General features: G+C 51.0%; 21 protein-coding genes and 1 pseudogene. 11 read left to right on the top strand and 11 right to left on the bottom strand.

The window, feature by feature from the left end:
- Positions 1 to 347: 347 nt before the first annotated feature.
- Both E3U44_RS18615 and E3U44_RS19465 read right to left on the bottom strand, forming a co-directional pair.
- Positions 348 to 767 carry a multicopper oxidase domain-containing protein gene (locus E3U44_RS18615; protein WP_134359534.1) on the bottom strand — a complete coding sequence of 140 codons (420 nt, stop codon included), beginning with the start codon at positions 765 to 767 and terminating at the stop codon, positions 348 to 350.
- 479 nt (positions 768 to 1246) lie between these two features.
- A complete protein-coding gene (locus tag E3U44_RS19465) occupies positions 1247 to 1450 on the bottom strand; it encodes a hypothetical protein (RefSeq protein ID WP_166805129.1) in 204 nt (67 codons plus the stop codon).
- 393 nt (positions 1451 to 1843) lie between these two features.
- Between E3U44_RS19465 and E3U44_RS18610 the strand changes: the two genes are divergently transcribed.
- The 6 genes and pseudogenes from E3U44_RS18610 to E3U44_RS18585 all read left to right on the top strand — a co-directional run bounded on the left by E3U44_RS18610 (position 1844) and on the right by E3U44_RS18585 (position 5975).
- Positions 1844 to 2146, top strand: a complete 303-nt coding sequence (locus E3U44_RS18610; RefSeq protein WP_134359533.1) for a hypothetical protein — start codon at positions 1844 to 1846, stop codon at positions 2144 to 2146.
- A gap of 12 nt (positions 2147 to 2158) precedes the next feature.
- Entirely contained in the window at positions 2159 to 2812 is a 654-nt protein-coding gene (locus E3U44_RS18605; protein WP_134359532.1) for an HNH endonuclease, read from the top strand.
- Positions 2796 to 3314 (top strand): HEPN domain-containing protein, encoded by a 519-nt coding sequence (locus tag E3U44_RS18600; RefSeq protein WP_134359531.1) that lies wholly within the window; start codon positions 2796 to 2798, stop codon positions 3312 to 3314. The genes E3U44_RS18605 and E3U44_RS18600 overlap by 17 nt, the downstream gene beginning before the upstream one ends.
- A 573-nt stretch (positions 3315 to 3887) precedes the next feature.
- A pseudogene (locus E3U44_RS18595) lies at positions 3888 to 5047 on the top strand (IS3 family transposase); the annotation flags it as partial.
- 271 nt (positions 5048 to 5318) lie between these two features.
- Complete coding sequence (locus tag E3U44_RS18590) at positions 5319 to 5600, top strand: type II toxin-antitoxin system RelE/ParE family toxin (protein ID WP_134359530.1); 282 nt, start codon at positions 5319 to 5321, stop codon at positions 5598 to 5600.
- Between the two features lie 12 nt (positions 5601 to 5612).
- Positions 5613 to 5975: a HigA family addiction module antitoxin gene (locus E3U44_RS18585; RefSeq protein WP_134359529.1), complete on the top strand. Its 363-nt coding sequence runs from the start codon at positions 5613 to 5615 to the stop codon at positions 5973 to 5975.
- Positions 5976 to 6915: 940 nt separating this feature from the next.
- Here E3U44_RS18585 and E3U44_RS18580 read toward each other — a convergent pair.
- Positions 6916 to 7194, bottom strand: coding sequence for a nucleotidyltransferase family protein (locus E3U44_RS18580; RefSeq protein ID WP_134359528.1), 279 nt, complete (start codon positions 7192 to 7194; stop codon positions 6916 to 6918).
- A 111-nt stretch (positions 7195 to 7305) separates the two neighbouring features.
- Between E3U44_RS18580 and E3U44_RS19460 the strand changes: the two genes are divergently transcribed.
- Positions 7306 to 7476 carry a hypothetical protein gene (locus tag E3U44_RS19460; RefSeq protein ID WP_166805128.1) on the top strand — a complete coding sequence of 57 codons (171 nt, stop codon included), beginning with the start codon at positions 7306 to 7308 and terminating at the stop codon, positions 7474 to 7476.
- 143 nt (positions 7477 to 7619) lie between these two features.
- Here E3U44_RS19460 and katE read toward each other — a convergent pair whose 3' ends face one another.
- The gene (katE, locus tag E3U44_RS18575) at positions 7620 to 9707 is read right to left on the bottom strand and encodes a catalase (RefSeq protein WP_134359527.1); all 2088 of its coding nucleotides are present in this window, start codon (positions 9705 to 9707) and stop codon (positions 7620 to 7622) included.
- Positions 9708 to 10010: 303 nt separating this feature from the next.
- Here katE and E3U44_RS18570 point away from each other — a divergent pair, with 303 nt between their 5' ends.
- Complete coding sequence (locus E3U44_RS18570; RefSeq protein WP_206054847.1) at positions 10011 to 10604, top strand: hypothetical protein; 594 nt, start codon at positions 10011 to 10013, stop codon at positions 10602 to 10604.
- A 192-nt stretch (positions 10605 to 10796) separates the two neighbouring features.
- Here the strand turns inward: E3U44_RS18570 and sfsA are convergent, their stop codons facing one another.
- Positions 10797 to 11501 (bottom strand): DNA/RNA nuclease SfsA, encoded by a 705-nt coding sequence (gene sfsA / locus E3U44_RS18565; protein ID WP_134359526.1) that lies wholly within the window; start codon positions 11499 to 11501, stop codon positions 10797 to 10799.
- A 200-nt stretch (positions 11502 to 11701) separates the two neighbouring features.
- Here sfsA and ileS point away from each other — a divergent pair, with 200 nt between their 5' ends.
- The 3 genes from ileS to lspA are packed head-to-tail and all read left to right on the top strand — an operon-like array spanning position 11702 to position 15529.
- A complete protein-coding gene (gene ileS / locus E3U44_RS18560; RefSeq protein ID WP_134359525.1) occupies positions 11702 to 14524 on the top strand; it encodes an isoleucine--tRNA ligase in 2823 nt (940 codons plus the stop codon).
- A gap of 50 nt (positions 14525 to 14574) precedes the next feature.
- Entirely contained in the window at positions 14575 to 15039 is a 465-nt protein-coding gene (locus tag E3U44_RS18555; RefSeq protein WP_134359524.1) for a Uma2 family endonuclease, read from the top strand.
- Between the two features lie 25 nt (positions 15040 to 15064).
- Positions 15065 to 15529, top strand: a complete 465-nt coding sequence (lspA, locus tag E3U44_RS18550) for a signal peptidase II (RefSeq protein WP_134359523.1) — start codon at positions 15065 to 15067, stop codon at positions 15527 to 15529.
- Positions 15530 to 15646: 117 nt separating this feature from the next.
- Here the strand turns inward: lspA and E3U44_RS18545 are convergent, their stop codons facing one another.
- Genes E3U44_RS18545 through E3U44_RS18520 form a run of 6 tightly spaced genes read right to left on the bottom strand, consistent with a single transcriptional unit; the run spans position 15647 to position 23227 of the window.
- The gene (locus tag E3U44_RS18545) at positions 15647 to 16132 is read right to left on the bottom strand and encodes a type IV pilin protein (protein ID WP_134359522.1); all 486 of its coding nucleotides are present in this window, start codon (positions 16130 to 16132) and stop codon (positions 15647 to 15649) included.
- A gap of 26 nt (positions 16133 to 16158) precedes the next feature.
- Positions 16159 to 20592, bottom strand: a complete 4434-nt coding sequence (locus tag E3U44_RS18540; protein WP_134359521.1) for a pilus assembly protein — start codon at positions 20590 to 20592, stop codon at positions 16159 to 16161.
- A gap of 10 nt (positions 20593 to 20602) precedes the next feature.
- Positions 20603 to 21145 carry a pilus assembly PilX family protein gene (locus tag E3U44_RS18535; RefSeq protein WP_134359520.1) on the bottom strand — a complete coding sequence of 181 codons (543 nt, stop codon included), beginning with the start codon at positions 21143 to 21145 and terminating at the stop codon, positions 20603 to 20605.
- Positions 21142 to 22176: a PilW family protein gene (locus E3U44_RS18530; RefSeq protein WP_134359519.1), complete on the bottom strand. Its 1035-nt coding sequence runs from the start codon at positions 22174 to 22176 to the stop codon at positions 21142 to 21144. Before E3U44_RS18530 ends, E3U44_RS18535 begins: the two co-directional genes overlap by 4 nt.
- Positions 22173 to 22661, bottom strand: coding sequence for a type IV pilus modification protein PilV (pilV, locus tag E3U44_RS18525; RefSeq protein WP_134359518.1), 489 nt, complete (start codon positions 22659 to 22661; stop codon positions 22173 to 22175). The genes E3U44_RS18530 and pilV overlap by 4 nt, the downstream gene beginning before the upstream one ends.
- Entirely contained in the window at positions 22658 to 23227 is a 570-nt protein-coding gene (locus E3U44_RS18520; RefSeq protein ID WP_134359517.1) for a GspH/FimT family pseudopilin, read from the bottom strand. Before E3U44_RS18520 ends, pilV begins: the two co-directional genes overlap by 4 nt.
- Positions 23228 to 23528: the final 301 nt, after the last annotated feature.

Here is a 23528-nt window from a genome sequence, read left to right as displayed (position 1 = left end):
GTGCCCACCCGAGGTGAATTACTGCCACCCGATAGAAGAGGCAGGCACCGATACTGCTCCTCTAAGAGGATTCCTCACTTGTAGAGGTGCAACTATTTTACTTGATTGAGTTCGTATGTCCGGAATAGTCTAGCTATTTCAATCTTAATTCTCACTGTCAGTGGCAACCATCACCACTCTTTCAAAAAAGTATGGGTTTCTTTCCAATTTCGTTCAAATCCTTACGGACAAATACCTAAAGCAAAGAATCAATGCAGAAGAAAGGGACATTAACCGTCCCCCACTTCTTTTTTTGTTTAATCGGATAGGACAAAAAGCATTCTGCACCTCGTGCCCATCCCTACCTATTAACTGGTATTGAAATGATAGTGGTACCAAAACGTACCTGCTTTTTTCGCTTTCCAGCGGTAAGTAAAACCCTTGCCTGCTTTGATATTTTTATGTACAGACAAGAGCCTTTTTGCCGTTCCTGATAGGGCCTCATTGGGCCCATTATCCGTTTGATGGATACCATGCCACCGGATGGCATAGTTAAAAGGGCTGTTGTTTTTTATATGAACAATGACTTTATCGCCTTTACTAACCTGGATAAACGAGCTCTGAAACTGCCGCTCGGAAGAAGACTTGCTTACTTCAGTGATGGGAAGATCAAACTCCCACTCTTTCGCTAAAATTGGCTGGGAAAGCAGGAGCATTCCTAGCAAAAACAAGACAGACCTATCCAGGAATCGGCGTCTAGGCTGCAGGATATTATTTATAAAATTCATAGGATTACCTCTTCTTTATGTTTCGTCACAATTACTCAAACCCTATTTCATAAACATGGAAACTAGGTCAAAAACTCACCGATCTGAAGCCCCGTTTAGGTGGCTTAATGACTGGTGCAAATAAGTGTTTGATTGATGGCAAGCAAGAGATGCGCTTACAGCGCACGCAATCAGCTAGTCAATCACGGTGAGGCCTCTTCACACAGAGGGGTAAGCTTCAGATCACTATTTTGCATTTTTAGGCGTTAGCCCTGGGGATGCGGGCTAAGAAAATGCAGGTGGACTTTTTATTTTATTCTTTTACTCATTGGGATCCTATACAGGAATACCCTGGGTCCAGCCGCATTCGCATAGGCGGCACCTGGGAATAGGGGCGAATACGAAACGGGGACGTTCACGTGCGTGGGGAGGGGGCATTACAGATATCCGAAAGATCCCTCTCTAAGACAATTCTGTACACTTCTTAAAGAAGCTGTCCTCTATTTTTCCGGATCCAGGGGAATAGCCAGTTCCATTCCTGCTCTTAGCCGGTCAGGATCATTAATTATGTCCCGGTTGGCCTCATAAAATGATTCGCCTTGGAGTGTGATCGCCATAAGCGCGCTCTGCAATCCGGGACAGGGTATCGCCGGGCTGGATGGCCACGATCCATGGGGGCCATAAACAAGAAACTTTTCGGCCATCGTACAACACATATCTTAGCAGAGGGGCGAAAGGGGCGAATTAGGCGAAAACCCTTAGGGGGCGCGGGGCTTTCCGCAGGGCGAACATCGGGCGAACGGGGGCGAATTTTAGTGGCTTTCGTAGCGTCTCCTGCCGAATAGGGTACAGATAGGGCTGGTTTCGACCTCACCGACCGCGTTTTGGCCCTTCCCATCCTGCAGCCCGTCATCGAAGCGCTGAAAATCACCCCGGAAGAATGGCAAGCGCTCGCGTCATTAAAGTTACCTGGGAACGTGACGAAAGAAGGCTATATGCAGTTTTTGATTACCTTGAGAAATGTCGTGTCCACCGCACAACTTTCTACTTAAGCGTCCTCTCAACTCCTGAATTCAAGCGGATGATGAAACAAGCCTTTGGAAACGCTCACGTTTATAAATTCAGCGCTAAATACATTCAGCATTATCGCCATCGCCGGGCGGCCCTGCACCTTTTACAACTGTTCGGGCAAATTCGGCGTGCTGGAGCGCAAGGTGAGCATCGTTGTCAATCTACCGGCTCAGTACGGCAAGAATGCCCCCAAGCCGGGCATCGGTGCAGTCCTAAAAAAACCACAAAGGAAACATCGTCACCAAATACGCCTTATGCTTCTAAAGCTGTTGAAAAAGCGCTGCTCGTTCTTCGCTCTGCTTTTTGCGTCCGGTGATGTGAAGCGTTAGAGCTAGAGACGCATGGACTATCTGACACTATTTAGAATGCCGACGCCGATGAAAATCACCGGTCGGTCATCAAGCATTACCAATTCATTCGTTAATGCCATTATCCCGGTTGTCCAGCCTACAGCCGCGGAAGTGAAGGAAGCCCTTGATGTCCTTGGAATGGCACACGACACCTATGGATGTGCGTTCTGCGGAGACACAGCAACGGAATGGGATCACTTACGCCCACTTGTTAAAGGCAAAAAGCCCACTGGTTACATTTCAGAAATCCACAATTTGGTGCCCGCCTGCGGCAAATGCAACCAATCCAAGGGGAATAAAGAATGGGAATCTTGGATGCGAAGCTCAGCTAGGCTTTCGCCGAAAACGCGTGGGGTTGCCGATCTTGAGGAAAGGATCGAGAAGTTGCGGGCCTATGAACTCTGGGGCTCACCAACCCAATTGGACTTCGTGCAAATCGTTGGGTCGGATGTTTGGGCTGAACATTGGAAAAACTGGCAAGCGATCATAGAGCTTATGAAGGAAGCACAAGTTCTGGCTCAGAAAATCAACCGTACTGTCGCAAAGGCCCATTACAGGCGCTCTAATACGTCGATCCAGCCGACGTTCTCGGCTGAGCTCAGAGGTCATATTGCCAAAGGCAAATGTCATGGCAAAGAAATATAATTTAAGCAATTACAACCCAGAAGACCTGTTGCAATCTGGTCATCATCATTTGTGGTCTGCTTCACTACTATTTAGCTCCCACCCATTTCTTTTTGATTCTGCCGGCTATTTAGCACATATGGCGTTAGAGCTTGTATTGAAATCATGGTTACTTCACGAGAACTCTCAATTTGTAGCCATCCATTCGTTACCTAGTTTAATTAAAGAAATTCAAAAAACCGACACTGACTTCTCATTAAGCGAGAGAGAACAGCAAACTCTGGAGTATTTATCTAATTTCGTTGAGCTAAGGTATCCCAGCAAAAACTATCCAATTGAAATTGGTAGCGAAGATATTGAGCAAATTTATGAGTTAGCTGACAAAATTTGGCAACATCTTCCTGAAACTCTAGTTCGGTCATACGAAAACATTTCTGAAGGCAAAAAAGGCAATAGAATCTTAATGAAACGTCCCTCAGATATCCCGAGAGACCTCGAGTTAGAAACAGGAATTAAAGAATAATGAAAACGCAATATAATGCAATTCACCGGACGAGTTTTCCGCGGCGCCGCCCCGCTCTGCCGCTCCAAATTTGCCGGTGATTGTGAGCGTTATGTGGCATTGGCTCGCAGGAGCAAGACCTGAGCAAAGAAAAACCATGGACCCAAAATCAATTCTGACCCTGCCTAAGGAACATAGACGAACTTTTGTCGTTCTGTTGATCGTATTATTTCTGCTTGCTCTGGTTCTAGATTGGAAGCTTAGTAGTTTATCGCTCCTTGACGCGGCTCTTAGTTACGTTCGAGCAATCGCTGCGGCAATTCTTACGTCCTTGTTCCTGCTATGGGTTATTACGTCATTCATTCCGCGCTACAGAACTAGCGGCGGATTGACAGAAATTGAAGCTGGAAAGATCACTAGGGAATTTGACGAACTTTTACAATCCGCCAATAGATGGCGTTACAAGGGGAATTTCGGTCGGTACATGCGTGGCAAGGTTCTGCCAACCCTTGCGGGGCGACAGAATTGCTGAGGTATCCTGAGAAAAATGGACACTCCTGATCGGTTAAACTGAGCTGATTGAGGAGGAAGGAAATGGAACCTAAACAGAGCTATACCCCCGAGTTTCGGGCTGAGGCAGTGAAGTTAATTTTGGAGCAGGAGTTATCCTTGACAGAAGCGGCCCATCGGTGAGCGATTCCCAAGGGGACGTTGGCCACCTGGGTCAACAAAGCCAAAGGAGGAAAGGTGCCGAGGGGGCCAGGAGTTCGGAGTGTGGCGGAGTTAGAGGCGGAAATCCGGCGACTGCGTCAGGAATTGGCGGAGACTCAGCGGGAGCGGGAGAGAGTAAAAAAAGCGGCGGCGTACTTTGCCAAGGAGTCGCTGCAAGGTACGCGTTCATGAAGCGGTGGCGGCTCGAGTATCCAGTGCAAGTCATGGCGCGGGTTCTGGAGGTTTCCTGCAGTGGATTTTATGCATGGCTGAGCCGCCCGCCCGCTAAGCGAGCCTGTGAGGACGAGCGACTGAAGGTCGCTCTGCGCGCGGGCGATTGCAAAACCCGAGGGACCTATGGGGCGAAGCGCTGACAACGGGAGCTCAAGGCCGAAGGGTTCGAGGTCGGTCGTGACCGGATTGCTCGGCTGCGTCGAGCGATGGGGAGGGTCTGCAAACAAAAGCGCAAATTCAAGGCAACCACGCCGTCGAATCACGACTTGCCGGTGGCGGAAAATCGGTTGGATCAACCGTTCGAGGCCCAGGCGCCCAATGAAGTCTGGCATGCCGACATCACTTATATTCCCACCGGAGAAGGTGGGCTCTATTTAGCGGGGGTCAAGGATCAATTCACCTGCGAGATCGTCGGTTATGCCTTGGGAGAACGCATGCCCCAAGCGCTTGTGGGACAAGCCCTATGGCAGGCGATCGGCTACCAGCGCCCCAAACCCGGTCTGATTCACCACTCCGATCGCGGCAGCCAATACTGTGCTCAGGACTACCAGCGCCTATTGGAACAACACGGCCTCATCGCTTCTATGTCCCGGAGAGGAAACTGTGACGACAACGCACCAGTAGAAAGCTTCTGGGGCAGTTTAAAAAATGAGTGGGTCTATCACCACCGTTATGACACCCGGGCTGAGGCGCAGGCCTCCATTCGGGAGACCATTGAAATCTTTTATAATCGCCAACGGCGCCACTCGCGCCTTGGCTACCTGGCCCCAGCGGTGTTTGCTCAAAACTTCCGCAAACTACAGGGGGTTGTTTGAAAAAAAGAGTGTCCACTATTGCCAGGACACCTCAGTAAGCACAGCAGATTGTCTAGTTTGGCATAAGGATAAAGAGTCAGCTTTTGAATTATCAAAAAAATTGGTAATCCCCACCTTCCTTAAGAAAATTCATCAGGTAGTTGGGAAGGGAAGGGGAAAAACCCGCTGCTTCCAAAATCAGCCCAGAGAATTAGGAACACTCAGGATAGTCTCCTGTTCTAATAACCATTGATGATACTAACGTACTTCGTTAGTATCATTACCCATGATTAGGACGTTCGCCAATAAAGAAACGGCTGCTGTCTTCGCTAACCAGCGAGTACGCCGGTTACCGCCAGAGATACTGCAATCGGCGCGGCGCAAATTGGCGCAACTCAACCGAGTAAAAGACGTTAGCGAGCTGCGGATTCCAAGCGGCAATCGGCTGGAAAAACTCTCCGGCGACCGTGCAGGGGCTTGGAGTATTCGTATTAACGATCAATGGCGGATATGTTTTCGGTTTGAGAGTGGCGACGCCTATGAGGTCGAAATTGTGGATTATCATTGATGGAGAGAAGCGATGAGCATTCGTACTGAAGATCTCGCCACCATGGATTTCTCTGATGTGGCTACCGGCGAGAAGCTACCTCCTATCCATCCAGGTGAAATCCTTCTGGAAGAGTTTTTAAAGCCGATGGGCATTACTCAGTATCGATTAGCCAAGGAAATCGGCGTACCGCAGCGCCGTATTGGCGAAATCGTTGCCGGCAAACGTGCCATCACTGCAGACACGGGGCTGCGCTTGTCCCGGTTTTTCGGCCTGAACGATAGCTTTTGGGTAGGACTTCAAACCGATTATGATGTGGAAATGGCCCGTGACAAGCTCGCGGACACGTTGGTAGCCATCCAGCCGTGGAAAGAAAATCATCAGACCTTCTCATAGAGAAGGTACCCGCTGCTGTCTGGCTGGAACTACCCTATGCCGGCAACGCAAACCTCACCTCTCGGTATCAGTCCCTGCAGGTTCTTGGAAAAGAAGTCCCATTCCATGGCTCGGGCAAGGCCTGCGCCCGTGCGGCTAGCGACCAGTATTAAGAGAATTATTCGCTAAGTATCTATGTATGTATCCTGAGAGTAAATACCTCATTCCTCCAACTTAGCCTAAGCAATTAAATAGCGGAACGCGGAATTGAACTGATAACGCTACTTGGAAGGGGGTATTTTTGGGGGTATATGAAGAAATATTTAATTATTTATATTTATTTTTCATATCTATAAATAGTTATTGCGGTAGACGCCGCCTCCACCAATTCACCATCCAGCACCATCCAAGACCGTCCATAATCCCGTGTCAATACGGGATTTTTTCGTTTGTTCCTCGCCTCCGCCGCCAGCGGAAGCTCGTTGAGTTCGGCCCGTGCCCCGTCGAAAACGAATCAGGTAGTTGGGAAGGGAAGGGGAAAAACCCGCTGCTTCCAAAATCAGCCCAGAGAATTAGGAACACTCAGGATAGTCTCCTGTTCTAATAACCATTGATGATACTAACGTCCTTCGTTAGTCTCATTACCCATGATTCAATACTTCGGACAGTTTTGGGCGAGCTTGCTACCAATAATCAGAGACTTACCGAATTAAATGTAACTTAAGGAGAGTCCTAACTTGCATTTTATTCGTCTGGGAATGGCAACTCATTGATCATTCTGAGTAAAAACTGTCCGAACCCTTGATGATTAGGACGTTCGCCAATAAAGAAACGGCGGTTGTCTTCGCTAACCAGCGAGTACGCCGGTTAGCGCCAGAGATACCGCAATCGGCGCGGCGCAAATTGGCGCAACTCAACCGACATGTCATCGAGATAGAAGCGCCATTCCCGCATCGGTGCATCAGACATAGACCCGTTCCTTTTCGATATAGGGGCGCAGGGCCTTTTCAGTGACCAGATCCACTGGACAGCCCAGCAGGTCTTCCGGATAGAACTGTACCCCGAAATAGCGCTTTGAGGTAGCTGGGCCGTCGAAGGCGACCAGAATATCCACATCGCTGTCGGCCTCCGCCGTATCCCGCGCCGTCGAGCCGAACAAGGGCAGGTGGGTGACGCCAAAGCGGGCCTGCAGCTCCGGCTTGCTTTGGGCCAGCAATTCAAGGGCGCGTTGTCGTTTCATGGCAGCCTCTGTGTCCCACTATCAATTACGACTCTACTTGATAGTAGCTGTTCCTGCTGTCGCTTGTGCTTTGCATTATGAGAAGCGAGTTTATCGGGAGGAGTGAGGATCATGAGCCGATGGCTGGAGCTAGAGATTAAGGAGAGCGCCGAGAAATTAAAAGCACTACTTCTCAAGTATAAGACCGTGCATCAAATGGTACGTTACCGGCTCAAAGCCAAGCTCAAAGTGGCGCGTCCGAGTCACCTTACTATGGGGCTACAACTGCTTAAAACTGTCTAAAGTATTGTTTAACTATGCGCTGCCCTAAATCGAGGCAGTACAGCGGGTTAAATAGTTGGAGAGGGAAGGGGGCGTTGAAGGGCGCATAGCGCCCTCCACGCTTCCAAATCAGTACAGATAGATAATAAACTTCCCAGCCTTTTCTAGCTTTCAACAAAGCCTTCTTCCCTTTCCCAGAAACGCAAATTTCTACATGTTTTAACGAAACTACTAACGGATTCTTCATCTTTAAGCAGCAAACATCCCGGGTCAAGTTTCTGAGCAACACCGGTAGCTTCTAAAAGTGGTTCTGCCCCTTTGACAAAGCCGATAAATTTGCAATGGGCAAAGGCATCATTGACAAAGTCTTTTGCAGGGGGTAATTTAACGAGGTTTTTTGCACCCTCCTCAGAAGTCAAAATAACCACCGCATCATAGAGTACAGAGGGACCGCCATCAACTTTTTGGGCGGCGCTGATTTTGGTATTGCGATTGTCCGTCACGCCACCCACCTGAGGGGCAATAACTTCAATTAGAGCGCCTTCTGATTTTGCTATATTTTCCAAGGCAGAGTAGATATCTGCATCAGCACCGTCCGTCATTAGAATGCCGATTTTACGTCCTTTGAAGGTGTCCGGACCATTTTTAAGAATACTAAGCTTCTCCGATGCCTTTAAGTCCCTGCGGGTGGGTTTGGCAGCTTGGGCCGGCTGGGGAAGCGCCTCGAGACCTAGGCCCCGGGCGACTGCCTTGGCTAAATCATCATCAATATTAAGCAAGTGAGATACTATGCGTTCACGAATATCTTTTCGCTCCACCTTGCTGAGTTCAAATATGAGTGCGTTACTCATGTGTTTTTGCTCTATGGGTGTTTGGCTGATATAAAACTGCCGCGCTTGGCTGTAATGATCGGCAAAAGTTTCTGAGCGGATTCTTGCTTTCTGGCCGCTTAGGGGGGCGGCATAGCTGGTGAAGCCTTTAGCTGGGTTTTCTCTCGGCCCGCCTTTTTCTCCCCAACTATTGGGTTCGTAGTTGGCCCTACCCTTGGGGTTGTGCATCGCCATGTGACCATCTTGTTGGAAATGATGCATCGGGCATTTGGGGGCGTTGATGGGAATGTGAGTAAAATTGGGACTGCCTAAGCGTTTGAGTTGCGTGTCCAAGTAGGAAAAATTGCGCCCTTGAAGTAACGGATCATCTGAGTGATCAATACCGGGAACAATATTCTGTGTGCAAAACGCAACCTGTTCGGTTTCGGCAAAAAAATTATCCACTACCCGGTCTAACACCAACCGTCCCACAATCTTTACCGGAATTTCCTCTTCTGGAATAATTTTGGTGGCATCAAGCACATCAAAATCAAATTTTTCAGCAAATTCTTCATCAAAAACTTGCAGTCCCAATTCCCACTCCGGGTAGTCGCCCATAGTAATTGCGTCCCATAAGTCGCGGCGATGGAAATCTGGATCAGCACCATTAATCTTTAAAGCCTCATTCCACATGACCGACTGCAGGCCTTGCTTGGGTTTCCAATGAAATTTAACGAAGGTCGATTTGCCCTCGCTATTGATAAGCCGGAAGGTGTGAACGCCAAAGCCCTCCATAAAGCGGAAAGAACGCGGAATGGCCCGATCGGACATGATCCACATAATCATGTGCATGCTCTCGGGCGTGAGTGAGACAAAATCCCAAAAGTTGTCATGGGCGGTTTGTGCTTGAGGGAAACCGCGGTCAGGCTCTTGTTTGGCGGCATGGATTAAGTCCGGGAATTTAATGGCATCCTGAATGAAAAAGACTGGAATATTGTTGGCTACAAGATCCCAGTTACCCTCCTTAGTGTAGAATTTAACGGCAAAACCCCGTACATCACGGGGCAAATCTGCCGAACCTTTGTTGCCTGCGACGGTAGAAAAGCGCGCAAAAACAGGCGTTTTTTCTCCTGCTCTTTGGAAAATATCGGCGCGAGTTAAATCGTTTAGATTTTCATAAGTTTCAAAATAACCATGGGCGCCATAGCCTCGGGCATGGACTACCCGCTCCGGAATACGTTCATGATCAAAATGAAAGATTTTTTCACGCATGATATGGTCTTCGAGTAAAGTCGGACCACGAGTCCCCACGCGCAAAGAATTTTGGTCATCTGCAACAGGAAGCCCCTGTTGGGTAGTTAAGGTTTCACTGTCACTGCTGGTGTGTTGATGAAGTTCGCCGCCTTGGCCAATCGCGGCATCTTTTTTGGAAGAGTGGGTCATGATTGTTCCCTCATAAGCCGGAGGTTGAATGTTTGTACGGCGTACAACGCAGCAGGTCGCAGTTTTTCTTGATAGAAAAATAACGACTTAAAAGCATCATTGAAACTCAAACCTAATCTTTGTGGCTAAGGCCCGGATAAAATAAAGATAAGTTCTGGTTTTGTGAGAGATGTTGGATGAAATCAGATGATTATGGTTGAACTGCCATAGCTTTAATAGCTTTATTGGAGCCGTCTGATAGAGGAGTATAGTTGAGCAATAGGAAATATAAATATTCTTTTAAATTCTTGCTCGCTTGTCAGCATGTTTGACACGATATTCACTTTCTTCTACTTTTCTCTTGTAAGAGTAAAGAGTGTTTCCTTTTCCTATACTCCAAGGAGTAGCGTCATGGCTCCGACCCTAGACGATATCGAACCGCCTCGGCCGAACTTCCTGCGTCTGCTGCTGTCGGCGGCAACCACTGGCACCGTGGCCAACCTCGCTGTTACCGGCACTCTCGGACTGCTCGCGCGGCAGGAGGGCCAGGACCCGCTCCAGCCAGTCAATGCAACGAGTCACTGGCTCCATGGGCCGCAGGCGGGTTGGAGTGGGCGGGTTGATCTCAAGCACACTGGCGTTGGCTATGCGACCAACCATGCTGCGGCGGTGTTCTGGGCTCTGCCTTTCACCTGGTGGCTTGCCCGCCGCCCGCGCCGCAGTGGTACAGAGATTGCCGCTGGCGCCGCTACAACCGCCGCCATCGCCGCTGCCGTTGACTATGGCCTCATCCCCCGCCGCCTCACTCCAGGCTGGGAGCACGCAGTCTCACCCCGCTCGGTTGCTACTGCCTTCGGCGCCCTCGCCCTTGGTCTTGCCGCCGGCGCCCTCGTCGACCGCGCCCTCCGCAGGGACTGACGTCGGTCTCAATGCGGCTAGAGCGCCGCCGCCACTGGCCCGGAAAAGGGAACTGATCCCTTTTCTTAACTAGCAGTTTTCAGCCAATCAAACATCGTTTCTCTTGATCGTCTGGCAGCTGCTTCTATCTGTTAGATAAAGCCCCTAGAGTTTTACAGCAGGCAATGGGTCTGGAGCTGTTGGTGTTGGCCCCTATAGTTGGATAGGCAACGGTTGGGTGACTTGAATGCCTTGGGGGGAGACCTGGCAGGCGTAGGCGAGCATTTCCACTCCTTGTTCGGCTGCAGACCGAAGTTTGGCGCCATAGGTGGGATCGATGTCATCGGCGGGGGTAAAGTATTGGCAATCCTCCCGCTGTACGAGATAAAACATGACCGCGCGCTGGTTGGGAAGGCGAACGGTAGCGATTAGGTCATCCAAGTGTTTAGCGCCACGGGTGGTGACGGCATCGGGGAAGCAGGCCGCCGGTCCTTCTCTGAGGGTGACGCTTTTGACTTCCACATAGCAGCATCGCTGGGTAGCCGGGTCTTCCAAGAGGAGGTCGATCCGGGAATTTTGGCTATAGCGGATTTCCTGTCGGACTTTCCCATAGCCTAAGAGTTGGGCTATGGATCCTGCGGTAATGGCTTCTTTTGCCAAGGTATTGGCGCGGCCGGTATGTACCCCCACCAAACTGGTGTGAGCATTCACCAACTCCAAAGTGTAGGCTAGTTTGCGCCGGGGATTGGTCGACTGAGAAACATAGACGCCAAGCCCCGGTTCGACTAATCCCCGCATGGAGCCCGTATTGGGGCAGTGGGCGGTGATCTGTTCGCCGCTCTTAAGCTCCACTTCAGCGAAAAATCGCTGATAGCGCCGGCGCAATATACCGGGAAGTAACTTTTGGTCGAAATTCATGGGGCAAGGCTAAGGGGTGCCGCGAGTAGGGTCAAGGGGAAAATTAAAGCTTCAGCGATGAACTTGGACAGCTTCTATTAATAACTATTTTGAAGGAAATAAACAGGATCCGGTTCCCATCTCATGGGCGAGCCGTGATAACGCCGGTATAATCATTTAATAATTGTCTCCAGTAGAAAATGAATGGTTAGAGATTAAACGTGGCGAAATATAAAGAGACTCTCAATCTCCCCAAGACCGCTTTTCCCATGAAAGCCAACTTAGCCAAGCGCGAACCCGAGCTTCTTAAGCGCTGGCAAGAAATGGATCTTTACGGGAAGCTGCGGGAAGCAGCACGGGGCCGGCCCCGCTTCATCCTCCATGACGGTCCTCCCTATGCCAATGGCGCTATTCATATTGGCCATGCCGTCAACAAAATATTGAAAGATATTATAGTAAAATCAAAGACCTTGAGTGGATTTGAGGCCCCCTATGTGCCCGGTTGGGATTGCCATGGCCTGCCTATTGAATTGAACGTGGAGAAAAAGGTCGGTAAACCTGGACTGAAAATTGATGCGGCAGGTTTCCGCCAAGCCTGTCGGGATTATGCCCGGGAGCAGGTCAATACGCAGCGTCAGGATTTCGAGCGCCTGGGGGGGTTGGGTGATTGGCGCCATCCCTATCTCACTATGAATTACCGATTTGAGGCCGATATTATCCGCGCTTTAGGAAAGATCATTGAGAAAGGGCATCTCCATAAGGGCGTGAAACCGGTCCACTGGTGCGTGGATTGTGGCTCCGCCCTGGCAGAGGCGGAAGTCGAGTATCAAGAGAAAACTTCGCCGGCGATTGATGTCCGTTTCCCGGTGGCGGATGAGGCGGAGTTGCTTTCCCGCTGCGAAGTAGAAAATCCAGGCGCCGGGCCTATGAGTGTGGTGATTTGGACCACCACCCCTTGGACACTACCGGCCAATCAGGCCGTCGCCTTACATCCCGCTTTGAAATATGTTTTGGTGGAGTGCGATACCGGTCAGGGCCAGGAACGTTTGCTTCTGGCTGAAGGGTTATACCGGGAGGTATTGGCCCGTTATGGCGTAGAGTCCTCGGTAATTTTAGCCACTTGCCAGGGGGATGATCTGGAAGGGTTGAAATTGCAACATCCGTTTTATGAGCGGACGGTACCGGTTATTCTGGGGGAACATGTCAATTTGGAAGCCGGTACGGGGGCTGTTCATACGGCGCCCGGCCATGGTCAGGACGACTACGTAGTAGGCAGCCGTTACCGCTTGCCCATAGACAATCCAGTGGGAGGGGATGGCCGCTTTTTGCCCGAGACTCCCTTGTTTGCGGGTGAACCGGTACTTAAGGCTAACGATCATATCATTCAAGTGCTCAAGGAAGGAGGGGCCCTGCTCTGTGAGCAGCGTCTTCAGCATAGCTATCCCCATTGCTGGCGCCACAAAACCCCTATCATTTTTCGGGCAACGCCCCAGTGGTTCATCAGTATGGATCGGCAAGGTTTGCGTAGCGCGGCCCTTGAGGAAATCAAAAAAACCCGCTGGCTTCCTGGTTGGGGGCAGCAACGGATTGAGGGTATGGTGGAAAATCGGCCAGACTGGTGTATTTCCCGCCAGCGGGCTTGGGGAACTCCTATCCCTTTGTTTGTCCACTGCCAAAGCGGTGAGTTGCACCCCGAGACCCCCCGTCTTATAGAAGAAGTGGCTCGGCGGGTAGAAGAGAAGGGAGTGGATGCCTGGTTTGAGCTGGAGCCGAGCGAGCTGCTGGGCAGCAAGGCCTCGGAGTATGAGAAGGTCGGCGACACCCTGGATGTTTGGTTTGATTCCGGAGTGACTCATGCCTGCGTCCTGGCGGCAAGAGCGGAGCTAGGTCTGCCGGCGGATCTCTATCTGGAGGGCTCGGATCAGCACCGGGGCTGGTTCCAGTCGTCCCTGTTGACCGCGGTGGCGATGCGGGGTGCAGCGCCCTACCGGACGGTGTTGACCCACGGTTTTACCGTGGATGCCGAGGGCAGGAAGATGTCTAAGTCCCGGGGCAATGTGGTGGTTCCGCAGCAAGTAATGGGGAGTCTGGGCGCGGACATCCTCCGCCTGTGGGTGGCGGCTACCGACTATCGGGGCGAGATGAGCGTCTCGGATGAAATCTTAAAGCGCATTGCCGATTCTTATCGCCGCATGCGTAATACTGCCCGTTATCTATTGGCTAACTTGAATGGCTTTGATCCTGCCACCCATAGGGTGCCAGTGGAAAATATGCTGGCCCTGGACCGCTGGGCTATGGATCGAGCCTTCCTGCTCCAGGAGGAGATTCTCCAGGCTTACGAAGATTATAATTTCCATCTTATCTATCAACGGGTGCACAATTTCTGTGCCATGGATTTGGGGGCAATTTATCTCGATATCATCAAAGATCGCCAATATACGACCCCCGCGGACAGCCGTGCCCGACGCTCGGCCCAGACCGCCATGTACCATATTGCCGAAGCCCTGGTGCGCTGGATTGCTCCAGTGTTGAGTTTTACTGCTGATGAAATTTGGCATCATCTTCCAGGTGAGCGGGGCGAATCGGTGTTTCTGACTACCTGGTATCCAGGGTTGCCCCCCCTGGAAGAGGAGGCGCCCTTAGGTCGTACTTTTTGGGATGTGGTGTTGGCAGTGCGGGAAGCTATTGCCAAGGAGTTGGAACGGGTCCGGGTGGAAGGGCGGATTGGCTCTTCCCTGGATGCAGAGGTGGACCTTTATGCCGAGGAAGCCTTGTACCACACCCTTATGCAAGTTGTCGATGAACTTCGTTTTGTATTAATTACTTCCTATGCCCGTGTGCATCCGGCCCAAAAGCGCCCCTCTGATGCCCTAGAGACCGAAATGCCGGGCTTGTGGACAGTCGCGACCCCATCTAGTTATCCCAAGTGCGTGCGTTGCTGGCATCACCGGCAAGATGTGGGAAGCCACTCGGCCCATCCCGAGCTGTGTGGCCGTTGTGTGGAGAACATCGACGGTGAGGGGGAACAGCGGGCTTTCGCTTAGCGCCGCTTTCTCCTGAGGAAGCGGGGTAGATTTAACCGGAGGATCAGACAATGCGGTGGTCGGAGGTACTACAGGACAAGTCCCTGCGGGAGCTGCCCTATAAAATTGAATTGAATGAATACGGGAAAATTGTGATGACTCCGGCTTCCAATAGGCACGGCTATTTACAGAGTAAAATCAGTTATGTGCTCCGGCAAAATGTGCCAGAGGGGGAAGTGATTAGCGAGTGTGCTATTGATACGGAGAAAGGGGTTAAAGTGGCAGATGTGGCTTGGTGTTCGGATGAGTTTATGAGTGTTCATGGGTTTGAAACGCCTTATAGTGAGGCCCCTGAAGTGTGTGTGGAAATATTATCCCCCAGCAATAGTCATCAGGAGATGAAAGATAAAATGGCTCTCTACTTTCAACAAGGGGCGAAGGAAGTCTGGTTGGTCAGTGAAAAAGGAGAAGTCCGCTATTTCGATTCACAGGGTGAGCTCGATCGCTCATTTTTGGGTTTCCGAATAATCTTATAGGAATTTTTTTATAACGGGTAAGTTGATGCTGAAATGGTTGTGGCTTTCTACGCTGGTGATCCTGCTGGATCAAGGGACCAAGTATCTGGCGGAACATCAGTTGCAGCTCTATGAGCCGGTTCCGGTATTACCCTTTTTTAATTTTACTTTGGCTTACAATACCGGCGCAGCTTTTAGCTTCCTTGCCGATGCGGGTGGCTGGCAGCGCTGGTTCTTTGTGGGGCTGGCGCTCACCGTGAGCATAGCACTGATTTTTTGGCTGTACCGGTTAGGGGCGAGTGCTCTGTGGGAAGCGGTGGCGGTGGCGCTGATTCTTGGCGGAGCTTTGGGTAATGTGATTGACCGGCTCTGGCATGGTCATGTTATCGATTTTATCGATTTGTATTATCAAGGTTGGCACTGGCCCGCCTTTAATATTGCCGATTCTGCCATTACCGTGGGTGCAGCGGTTCTTATTTTACAAAGCGTATTTGGCAAGCCAGCCCACTGAGGTAAAGCAGGCTGGCCAATCTCGTGAGTGATGTGGGTGGATTAAGAGTTAGACCTTTTGATTTCTCTGTGCTTTTCATGCCTTTGTGGTGACCTCATGGATTAAGTGGGCTAAATCCTAGCCTTGTTTCCAATCAGTTTCGCCAGCATCAATTGCGCCATTATTGTTTTCATCCCATCTCCGGACGCCGGTGCTGGTCAGTTCCAGATAGCCATCGCCTGCCTGGGCGTTTTTGGGAGTTGCCCGTAAGGTGTAAGTCGTCGCATTAGTAGGATTTACAATAGTCAAGTCGTAGAACTTGTCCGCCCCATCGAGAGGTGCCTCGGTGGCGAAGATGGCGGGAGTCCCCGTATCGTTTCCTCCGGTAGCGGCCCCCTCATAGGTATTGTTTTCTGTGAAATGGCGCTCCATGGCGGCGGCAAAAGCGGTCAATGCTCCTTGGGCATCGCCACGTCGGCTTTTCTGAATGCTTTCCTGGTAGCTAGGAAAGGCAACACTGGCGAGGATAGCGACAATAGCCACTACAATCATAATTTCTATTAAAGTAAAACCTTTTTGTTTCCTTCGCGGCTCAATGGTCTTCTCTTGACTATCTGTTTTCATGTGGCTTCCCATGTCTTATAGAATTGCTAGCGCAGTTGGATCCAGGATATGCGGCCTGCATAGCCGGGGCCGGCATTTTCGCGGGTGGCCTCAATGTTGCCGGTCGAGCCGCTGGTATATTTGAATTCCACTCTCGGGTCCGTTGCTGGGCCAGTAATAATGCCTGGGGTGGGGATAATGCCCACTTTTGATTTCTTGCCGCTGGCTGGGACGTGGTTATCCTCGCTATCACCATCAGTGTCGCCCACGTTGATGTAATCGGCGTTATCAAAAATTCCGTCATTATTGAGATCAAAGGGAGTAAAGGCTAAGTGCCCACCGCTAATTGCGTTTAGCTCCATGAGCCAGCCGGTGCCCCCAAAGTCACAGAGCTTATCGGAAGGGATGAGGGTGGTGAAAATAATGCGCCCATTGCGCAGCACCGGATCGCTGACTTGTTTTTCACCATAATTGTTAGTGTTGTCGTTCTCGGTGTTTACTAAATCCAGATACCATCCCTGATGGGTCGACCAATCAATAGTATTTCCCGTGCTAACCCGGAACTCAAAGGTGGTATCACTGGAGCCATCGCCGTCAGTATCAAAAGCTTGGGCAATTTCCTTGACGATCTCTTGCTGGAGTAGACTAGATCGGGTAAATGAAATAAATTTTGTATTATCGTTAAATTTATCCCAAATCCCATAGAAAGTTTGAGTGGCTTGTCCGGTTTGGCTGTCGTCGTTGGTTTCAAGATATTTCCCGGTACCAAAGTACACCATAAAGGTATCGATTTCTTTGGGATGTCGGTCAACTTGAGGACGGGTAGTGATGGGTTGGTAACTGTTATCGGCCGCTTGAGCGGTGAAAAGCGGTTTGGGATTGTTGGAATTTCCATAGGCCACTTCCCACCCGCTTATGTTGGAACTTCTGACATCGAATTTCCACAAATTGCCAAAAAGATCGCCGCCATAAATGTAGTCAACGATAAAATCGCCGTTCGCATCAATTGGGGCTACCGTGGCCAAACCGTTGGGCCGGTTGCTGGCTATGGGATCGTCGGCTGAACCTGTCTGAGTATCGATTTTTTTAATCAGCGTACCGGTTTCCGCATCCACGATAAAAAGCACCGCATTGCCCGTGGTGCTCGCACTGCCGTCATTTTTAGTGTTGTTGTAGCCATTGCCAAAAACGACCGCCCACTTTCCATTGTGCATGCGGATGATGTTCGGCTCACTAAAGGTGTAGCCGAGGTCGGGATCATCGGTGTCGGTGAATTCCCAAAGCACCTTGGAAGCAATGGTACTCTCGCTTGTGGTGGTACTGGGGGGAGTAGTGATATCCAGAGCGAAGATCCCCTGACCACCTCCCCGAAGTCCTCCGGCAAGCAGGGTGTGCCAAGCGCTACCGAAGAAGGCGTCCACTACAGTAGGGGTCCCATCCACGTAGTAGCGGTGGTTGTAATTAGGATCACTTAAATGGCTGAGGTTCTTGATGACGGCATTCGGTACATAAGCAAAGCGTTCTTCACCGGTGGTGGCGTCGAAGGCGTGGAGCATACCATCATTGGCTCCCACATAGACCATCGCGTCCCGGGTCGTATTACTCTTGAAAGTGGAATACTCATTCCCAGACCCTTCCAAAGTGTCGGGGTAGCGGAAGGCAGGGGTTGTGTCTACGTACACAGGCGAGGAATGGACCATGTCGCCGAGCTTATGAACCCGTTCGCGAAAGCCGGAAAATTCAGTACCCCTAATGTAGTCAAGGCGGTCACTGCCTCTACCATCGGTAGTGCCAGTTGCGGGATCGGTATCTAAGGCCGAGGACTGGTCCACATCAAGCTCGGAGCTGCTAGAGGAGGTGGGGTCCGTGGGCCAGCGGAAGGGTATCCCGCTATCGGTAGAGGGTTTATAAGTGACGATTTTTCGATTGTTGCTTGAGAGCGTATCTAATAGCTCTGCGGCTTCCCAGCTTTTGGCGCCCAAGCTGCCATCACTGTTAATGGGGAAGTCCAGCAGCTGTCCGGTCCAAGTGCTGCTGTTGAAGCGGGCTTGGTAGAGATGGCTATCGGTGCTGATAGCCCCGCTATTGAGGGCAACCGAAGAGTTAGATGAAGTTTGCTCGATAATCTCATCAAAGGCCTTGCCCAATTGATCTTCCAACTTCAGGGCATTGGTGACCAAAAAGTAATTATCGGGGGTATTATCATTGTTAATATCCCATTCCGTCCCTTGGGGGATGCCGTCTTTGTTCCGGTCATTAAAACTGCCCCATTTGGCGGCATACCACAGGGGATCCTTTAGCAGGGTGGCGGCGCTGCTGACTCCTGGCGTAAAGGTGCGGTTCGTGGTTAGGGGGAGGGCGGCACCATCTTCCCAACCGCTACCGGGGGTAGCCCCAGGAGGGGTGTCCAGGAAATAATCGGGATCTTCAGTGGAATCGGTATCATTATCTCTCACCTCTAGATAGGCGCCGTCGGCGGTGGTGCCTGAAATCACATAACCTATGTGTTGAATGATACAGCTGGCGGCAAAGGTGGAATCCAGGGTGATATCCACGGTGCCATCGTTGACCTGGTAGGTATATTCCACAATAGCGTCCATGTCATGATCGGCGCCTTGTTCTACATCCTCGTAGTTGATGCGAAATTTACCAGAAGTGGGGGTGACCGTCTCAACATAAAAATCCACAATTTGATTGGTAGGCTGGAAATCTCCCTTGACGCTACTGATATCACTGACTGCACAATCGCTAGTTGTGCCCACGGATTTGGCGAAGGGGACCAGGGTCACGGTTTGGTTATTGACTGGGATCTCTATTTTCGGTAAGGGGGAGGCCAGAGCCATCCCGAAGGTGCTCATCTTTTGTTCCCCCTCCGCGGAATGGAGATCATTAGTATGGCCAAAGTAAGCCACGCTGGCGGCGTAGTAGCCCCCTAGCTTGGTGGGCTCTTCCGGGGATAAGCCACGGATATTCCCTAGGCTAGTGACACTTTTTGCCGAGGGGGCGCCATCAGCATCTGTGCCTGATTGGCCGATAAAGTGACTCCCAGCGACATCCGGCTCATGGCTGGAGATGGTATCGGCGAGGGTTTGGCTGTTGAGACCGGAAACATCCCCGCTGAAGCTGGAAAAATAGCTCCCTGGGAGTTGATCCGTGTCATAGGAAGGATTGATATCGCTGATGACAATTTGGAAAGGTTTTGAACAAGCCGGGAAATTGGTGTTCGCGTAAGGATCATCCCAGCTGGCGACGGGTAACCCTAAGTCCGCATCCGGGGTAGTGCTGGATGAGATGGCATAGTCGCTAGTGGGGGATGCTTTGCCGGCAAAATAGCGCAAGCCTTCATATATCATTTCGGCGGTGGGATTACCCCAATTGGGTTGTTCCCCTTCATTGATGGGGCGGGTGGTGATCCAGGCACTTGGCTGCCCCGGAGCATTTGGCCATCCCGGGCTGTAGGAATGGTCACCATAGTCAAATTGAATAATCCTGAGGTTATCGATGGTTTTGATGATTCCATTGGTGGAGGTGAAAACGCCGGTGCTGGAATCGATCTCATCGGTAATGCTCCCCATATTTTTTCGCAATACCCCGCCGGAAGTGTTTTTGGCGTAGGAGCCAGTGAGCAAGCCAAAATACATGCTGTCATTTTCGCCGTATTTTTGCAGTAACCCGGTGGGTTTATAAGATGAGGAGCCGTACTGTTGGCAATTTTCTTCTAGCAAGGAGGAGTCGCAGGCCAACACCCGGATGGGGTAATCGGTCGGCGTGCCTAAAGAGTCATCGGCAACGGGCCGCTGTTTGCTGACCCACTCCCAAATACGCTCTGTTCGGTTTTGCAGAATCCGCAGGACGGGGACGTTTCCGTCGGCAAGGCTGGTGACGGCAAACAGGTGCCGATTTCCCGAGGTAGGTAAGGTAAGCGGCGCATATTGGCTGAGGTCATAACCATCCACGGCAGTACTGGTATACTCTTTGCCCCAGCTATGGGCATCTTGGGGAATGAAAGCCCCAGCCAGAACGGTTTCTGAGGCCGTATCGACGTCCCGATGCCCCCCATAGAACACTTTCCGGAGGGCATCCATGCGAGAAGTGGTGAGATAGTTGAGAAAATCCCCGCTCCAAGCATTGGCGCAGGTCTTGTCACTGGTGGTGGCGCTGGGTTCAAAGCGGTTGTCGCTGCTGTCATAGAGATAGCATTTGTAGGAGTCGAAATAACCGTAGTAATCGACCAGCATTGGCTGGTAGCCAACCTCGATAGTGCCATCCCCGTTGAGATCAGAAGCATCGTTATAAGCCTCATAGTAAAGCTTGTGATCCTTTCCCATCACTAGCATGGTCAGTGGAGAGGCATTGTCAGTGAGAAATAGCGGTGAATTGCTGAGGTCAAGATCGGCTCCCTGGGCATTGCCAAAATAACCCAGGGCGGCGGTAGTGGCTATGGAATAAGCGGTGATTTTAAGCCGATACTTTTCCATCATTTTATAATCCTTAAAAGCGACGGGTATAGGTGGTCTGGATAATGGCTTGAGCGTTGTCTGTTCCCCCCGTTCCCCGGGCGGTAATTCGATAGGTATGCCTTCCCACTTCATCGCTCTGCCTGCCGATGACTAGGCTGTCTTTGATAAATGAGTGGTATTCGATCAGGTGTTTGGGAGCAGTCTTGACCTCGACCAGGGTGGCATTACGATAGCTACGCGTGTCAGCGCTGGTTTTCCACCAATTGATGTCGAGAAAGTCGCCCCCATTGAGGGCATTGAGTTGCCACACCAGATCACAAGGAGGGGTGCTGCAACTGCTTTGGGGAATAGGCTCGGTGATCTGTTGCCCTAACCAATCCTCGCTCGTCCGGAGGGCCGCTTCAGCAGCCTGGAAGGCCAGGTTTTGGTCGCGCATATTTCCGGCCATCTTTTCCTCCAGGGTGGTGGTTTGGATGGCGGTCACCCCAATTAGGGTCAGAACCAGCAGCATCAAGAGGCTGATGATGAGGGTGGCGCCCTGTTGTGATGGATAAGTTGGGTGGGTTGGATTCATAGCGCTCTATTTCTTAGATTGACGGTGGCAGTAAATACGCGGCGCAGCCGCCTGTCGTTGGGGGTAATGGTGGCCCCATTGAAGGTGTAGGATTGGGGAGTAGCGGCCAGATTGTCTTCTAAGGTTTGCAGCAGCAGGTTGATGCGTACATTAATGATATTATTCCAGGCAGTAACGTTATCCGCAGTCAGGTAAGCATTCGCCTCCCGGTTGCCGTCGGTGTCTTCCCCAAAAAGGATCTGCATATCCTCCACCCCTTCGATGAGTTCTTGGGAGGGGTCGGCGTCTTCTTTTCGGTACAGGGCTGGGGCGCCTTGGGAGTTGGTGCGAATATAATAGGTGGTGGTCGCCAGTCGTATCACTGAGCCGGAATTGTCGTATTCTTTCCCAAATTTTTTGGTGTCATTGCCAGGGGTGCCGACTCCGGTATTATGGGCGAGGCTGCCTGAAGTATCCGGGCTAGTGCTGGAGATCTGAAAGATGGCCGCATCGATACAATCGGAAACCATGACAATATCGAATTGGCTGAGACCATTGCCCGGATCAACTTGAATATCGGCAGAGCCAGGGTCTCCATGGGGGTTTCCAGGATGGTGAACCACTTGGGTGGATTCTCCAATAGCATGGCGAAGGGTGATCACATCCCGGCCACCAAGGGGGCTAGTGATGATAGGGTCAAGGACAGGAATCCAAGTGCTGGAGTCGGTGGCCTCGAAGCCTTGCAGCGCAGTGGAAAAATTCCAAGCATATTGGTCAGCATTATTAAGGGTATTAACAATCCGGCTGGATTTCCCCGCGCAACCAAAAAACCCGGCGCTGCGGATATCGCGGCTGATAAAGTTGATGGCAAAGCGCCCATTTTCCTGGAGTCGGGAGAGCGCTTCCTGAACCCGGTAGCCCTGTTTGCTGTTGACAAAGATCTGGATGGTCCCCGCTGTAAGTAGGAGGCCCGCCGTGATCCCAACTAAAAGTTCAACTATTGAGAGACCTTGTTGCTTGAGCTGTGAATGGAAATAATGCCGGGGATTCATAGCTCAGTACTCATGGAAAATTGCTTAGGATCACCGACTCCCCGGGTATCGTCCCATTGCACCGTAACGGTGACTACGCTGGGAGTAGCCGCTGCGGGTTGGCTAACCTGGCCGTCACCCGCAGGTAGTGCGGTAGTGAGATTTTGAATCCAATCATTGAGGTCGTAAGCTGCTAATTCGGTGGCTACGCAGTTCACTGCAGTGCAATCCTTGGGGGGAGTTGCAGGGGTGGCGTCGATGGCGAGGTTATAGCTGCCATTTAAGGCGGCGGTGCGATTAGCCCGCATCCGGTCGAAGATATCATAGGCCAGCAGGGTGGCTTGGCTGCGCAAATAGGCACTGTGATTATTGCGTAAACCAGTGGCTTGAAGCCCCGCGAGCCCTAGGAGTCCAATCGACAGGATCACTACTGAGATGAGGACTTCGAGTAAGGAGTAACCTTTTGCATGAGGTTGCAGGCGTATGGGTGCAGAGTAATGCTTCATGAGCAAGTCGCCTCGGTTGAGCGGACGCGGCCCGTGCTGTTGATGACGATTTGGCGGGCCTTGGGAGGATGGCAAAGGGTGACGGTGCCCATTTGAAGCGCGCCATCGGTGAGCTGCGTGGTCCCATTGGGGATGTAGGAAATGTAGTTAGCTACATGGGTATTTCCCGTGAGGTTATGGCTAGGACCTCCCTCCAGGGCTTCGTGGACACGCAGGATGGTTTCTCCGGTATCTAGGATGGCATCTTCGTTGGCATCGACAAATATGATCCAACCGCTATCCCAGCCAACGTCGTTTGAAGTATTACACCCTGGTGAAGAGCCCGTGCTGTTAGTGCTTTTGCATATAGTGATGCGTTGCCCTCGCTTGACTGCTTCGCTACGGGCGAGATTTAAAGTGGTGATGAATTCATTGGTTTGGGCCACCATTCGGTTGTTTCTGATGGTTCCCTGAAAGCTTGGAACCGCCATCGTGACTAGAATTGCAGCAATGGCCAAAGTGATGATTAACTCCACTAAGGTAAAACCTCTAAGGCCTTTCCCAAAAATGCATACGGTGTTATTCATAGTGGCTTAGATTGTGTTGTTAGCCAGTGATGAAAAAAAAGCATGTAAATATTTATGCCTAGAATATCGGCTCTTTTAGAGCGAGATGTGAGGCACTCTGCAAATTTGTTTTTGGCCTTGGAAAAAATTTGATCAATGCCTCCATTCACCCGGGTTTGGGGCTATTGCCCTCTGTTAGGAGTGCCCAAAACTTCCATTTATAGGTTTTGATCGGCAAAAATCGTCGTAACTTAAGCCGTAGTCCTATCGTTTCCCTAGGTATAATTCAGGTGAGGTGATTGCGTGCAGTCATTGGGATTGT

The organism is Nitrosococcus wardiae, from assembly GCF_004421105.1.
Taxonomy (GTDB): Bacteria; Pseudomonadota; Gammaproteobacteria; order Nitrosococcales; family Nitrosococcaceae; genus Nitrosococcus; species Nitrosococcus wardiae.
The sequence above is the reverse complement of the archived record's forward strand: the minus strand, read 5'-3'. Positions and strand labels throughout refer to the sequence as shown.

What these genes read in the sequence shown, in the direction of transcription:
- E3U44_RS18605 (WP_134359532.1), top strand. Translation starts at nt 2,159, where the DNA reads ATGGACTATCTGACACTATTTAGAATGCCGACGCCGATGAAAATCACC.
- katE (WP_134359527.1), bottom strand. Translation starts at nt 9,707, where the DNA reads ATGACCCACTCTTCCAAAAAAGATGCCGCGATTGGCCAAGGCGGCGAA.
- E3U44_RS18615 (WP_134359534.1), bottom strand. Translation starts at nt 767, where the DNA reads ATGAATTTTATAAATAATATCCTGCAGCCTAGACGCCGATTCCTGGAT.
- E3U44_RS19460 (WP_166805128.1), top strand. Translation starts at nt 7,306, where the DNA reads ATGAGCCGATGGCTGGAGCTAGAGATTAAGGAGAGCGCCGAGAAATTA.
- E3U44_RS18545 (WP_134359522.1), bottom strand. Translation starts at nt 16,132, where the DNA reads ATGAAAACAGATAGTCAAGAGAAGACCATTGAGCCGCGAAGGAAACAA.
- E3U44_RS19465 (WP_166805129.1), bottom strand. Translation starts at nt 1,450, where the DNA reads ATGGCCGAAAAGTTTCTTGTTTATGGCCCCCATGGATCGTGGCCATCC.
- lspA (WP_134359523.1), top strand. Translation starts at nt 15,065, where the DNA reads ATGCTGAAATGGTTGTGGCTTTCTACGCTGGTGATCCTGCTGGATCAA.
- E3U44_RS18535 (WP_134359520.1), bottom strand. Translation starts at nt 21,145, where the DNA reads ATGAATCCAACCCACCCAACTTATCCATCACAACAGGGCGCCACCCTC.
- E3U44_RS18580 (WP_134359528.1), bottom strand. Translation starts at nt 7,194, where the DNA reads ATGAAACGACAACGCGCCCTTGAATTGCTGGCCCAAAGCAAGCCGGAG.
- E3U44_RS18590 (WP_134359530.1), top strand. Translation starts at nt 5,319, where the DNA reads ATGATTAGGACGTTCGCCAATAAAGAAACGGCTGCTGTCTTCGCTAAC.
- E3U44_RS18570 (WP_206054847.1), top strand. Translation starts at nt 10,011, where the DNA reads ATGTTTGACACGATATTCACTTTCTTCTACTTTTCTCTTGTAAGAGTA.
- E3U44_RS18530 (WP_134359519.1), bottom strand. Translation starts at nt 22,176, where the DNA reads ATGAATCCCCGGCATTATTTCCATTCACAGCTCAAGCAACAAGGTCTC.
- E3U44_RS18555 (WP_134359524.1), top strand. Translation starts at nt 14,575, where the DNA reads ATGCGGTGGTCGGAGGTACTACAGGACAAGTCCCTGCGGGAGCTGCCC.
- E3U44_RS18540 (WP_134359521.1), bottom strand. Translation starts at nt 20,592, where the DNA reads ATGATGGAAAAGTATCGGCTTAAAATCACCGCTTATTCCATAGCCACT.
- pilV (WP_134359518.1), bottom strand. Translation starts at nt 22,661, where the DNA reads ATGAAGCATTACTCTGCACCCATACGCCTGCAACCTCATGCAAAAGGT.
- E3U44_RS18585 (WP_134359529.1), top strand. Translation starts at nt 5,613, where the DNA reads ATGAGCATTCGTACTGAAGATCTCGCCACCATGGATTTCTCTGATGTG.
- sfsA (WP_134359526.1), bottom strand. Translation starts at nt 11,501, where the DNA reads ATGAATTTCGACCAAAAGTTACTTCCCGGTATATTGCGCCGGCGCTAT.
- E3U44_RS18600 (WP_134359531.1), top strand. Translation starts at nt 2,796, where the DNA reads ATGGCAAAGAAATATAATTTAAGCAATTACAACCCAGAAGACCTGTTG.
- E3U44_RS18520 (WP_134359517.1), bottom strand. Translation starts at nt 23,227, where the DNA reads ATGAATAACACCGTATGCATTTTTGGGAAAGGCCTTAGAGGTTTTACC.